The sequence below is a fragment of the Paenibacillus monticola genome (assembly GCF_009664975.1).
Lineage (GTDB): Bacteria > Bacillota > Bacilli > Paenibacillales > Paenibacillaceae > Paenibacillus_AQ > Paenibacillus_AQ monticola.
In genome coordinates, this window is the sequence record NZ_WJXB01000035.1 from 1 (window position 1) to 536 (window position 536).

General features: G+C 50.2%; 1 protein-coding gene. It reads left to right on the plus strand.

Annotation, left to right across the window (positions count from 1 at the left end; translation table 11 throughout):
• On the plus strand, positions 1-536 hold a 536-nt coding region (locus tag GJB61_RS31020; protein ID WP_195724539.1), incomplete at both ends, for a transposase.

The window sequence follows — 536 nt, forward strand, 5'->3', positions numbered from 1 at the left end:
ACCCTCAATCGCTTCCGTTCCCAGCGGATGAAAGAGGTCCTCGAAACCGTGTTTACCGCCGTATTGCAGTTCTTGACCGAGGAAAAGTACGTCTCCCTAGATCATTATTTTGTAGACGGGACCAAGATTGAAGCGAATGCCAATCGCTACACCTTTGTTTGGGGGAAAGCCGTTGTTAAGCACAAAGCGAAATTGCAAGAGAAGGTGCATACCCTTTTTGCTACCATTGAGGCTGACGAACAGCGGGAAGAGCAAATTCAACAAGGCAGTGACCTTACTGAACTCGGCGAAGGAACCGAATGGACCGGCGAGAAGTTAGAAACCGCCATTCAAAAGCTGGAAGCTCGGCTCCAGGAGAAACCGAAAGATAAACCACTGAAGAAAGCGGTACGTCAGCTCCGCAAGGATCTGCTTCCGCGCCTGAGAAAGTACGAACAGTATCAGAAAACGCTGGGGAGTCGAAACAGCTTCAGCAAGACCGATTCGGACGCCACCTTCATGCGAATGAAGGAAGATCACATGCGAAATGGCCAGCT